This window comes from Rhodococcus sp. NPDC006774 (assembly GCF_040636045.1).
In the GTDB taxonomy this organism is placed as follows: Bacteria; Actinomycetota; Actinomycetes; order Mycobacteriales; family Mycobacteriaceae; genus Rhodococcoides.
Map to the genome: position 1 here is coordinate 1 of NZ_JBEYIW010000055.1, position 1711 is coordinate 1711.

General features: G+C 64.6%; 1 protein-coding gene. It reads right to left on the bottom strand.

Annotation, left to right across the window (positions count from 1 at the left end; genetic code table 11):
• Positions 1 to 1711 (bottom strand): condensation domain-containing protein (locus ABZ677_RS27785; protein ID WP_358375315.1); only part of this gene is annotated, 1711 nt, incomplete at both ends.

The following is a 1711-nucleotide window of genomic DNA, read 5'->3' on the forward strand; positions in this document are numbered from 1 at the left end:
TGTGGTGGGTATTTCGAGACCGGTGGCGTCGGACCCGGTCGACCATTCGGCGATGTGCGTGGTGTCGTCCTCGGGCAGGAGGTTCAGATTCGAGACGCGGGTGTCAGGTCTCGTGGCGATTGCCTCGAGTACCCGAACCAACACCTCGACGAATCGATCTATCGTGTTGTGGGAGAACAGATCGGTCGCGTAGGTGAGGTAGCCGGAGATGCCTTCGGGGCCGTCCACGAAGTCGAGTTCCAGGTCGGTCTTGGCGGCACCCAGCTCAGCCGCGTCGACGTCGGTCGAGATCGACGTGATGCCCGGCAGACTGAGGACGTCGCTGTCCATGGCGCTCACCGGGATGTGGGTCAGCAGAATCTGGAAGACCGGCGTGCGATTGGCGACGCGAGAGATGTTCAGCGACCGGGTGATGTGCTCGAATGGCGCGCTCTGATGAGCGAAACCGTCGAGTACCGTTCGGTGCGATGCGGCCAGTACATCGGACAGTGCATCGGTCGGAGTCAGGCGGTGCCGCAGCGGCAGGGTGTTGACGAAGTACCCGACGAGGTCCTCGAGCCCGTCCTCGGTGCGTCCACCGACCGGGGAGCCGATCACGACGTCGTTGCCGGCACCGAGCAGAGATGCGGTGACCGCGGTCGCAGCGTGCACGAGGGCGAACATGCTGACACCCTGCGCCTCTGCAACACTGCGCATCCCGGTGACCACGTCGTCGTCGAGGACGAACGACACGTCACGGCCCTCGTGCGTCGGATGCGTGCGCCGCGGACGGTCGGGAGTGACGATGGATTCGTCGGGTGCGTCGGCGAGGGTTGAGCGCCAATAGTCCAGGTGCGCCGCGAGTTCCGAGGTGGGGTCGGTTCCGTCACCCAAGACGGTTCGCTGCCAGGCGGCGTACTGCGCGTACGAAGCGGAGAGCGGACTCCATTGGGGAGCAACGCTATCGACTCGCGAGGAGTATGCAGAGGACAGATCGCTCAGCATCGCCGGGGTGGACCAGTCGTCGATCGCATGGTGGTGGACCGCGATGACGACCACCCATCGGGAGTCGTCGACTCGAAGAACTGTAACCCGGGTGGGCAGGTCGAGAGCAAGGTCGAAACCGGTGCGCACAACAGATGCGATGGCATCGTCCACCTGCGTCCGATCGGCGCCGCGCAGATCGCTTTCCTGAACGCACGCCCGTGCTCGCACCTCATCCATCGGCACTATCGCCTGTGTCGGTTCACCATCGTGCTCGACGAGGAGTGTGCGGAGCGTGGCGTGTCGTTCGACGACGTCGTGCACAGCCGCCGTGAAAGCGGTGGTGTCGAGGGAGCCGGTCAGCCTCAGGACCGTGGGCACAACGTACTGGGACTTCGGTCCGCCGAGTTGGTCGATCACCCACAGAGACTGCTGTTCGTAGGACGCGGGGATCACCTCGGGCAGTTCGACATCGGCGATGCGGATCCGCTCACTCGACGACGCCGGACTGGATCCAGCCGTCGAGTCCACCGCGGTAGCGAGAGCCGCCACAGTCGGTGAATCGAACGCGGTGCGCAGCGACAGTGTCGTCCCGAACTGTGCGTTGGTGCGGGCGATGAGTCGGGTGGCGGACAGGGAGTGTCCGCCGAGGTGGAAGAAGTCGTCGTCGACGGTGAGGGGTGTGTCGTGGTCGAGGTGGAGTACGTCTCGGTAGATGTGGGTGAGTGTGTGTTCGGTGGGGGTGTTG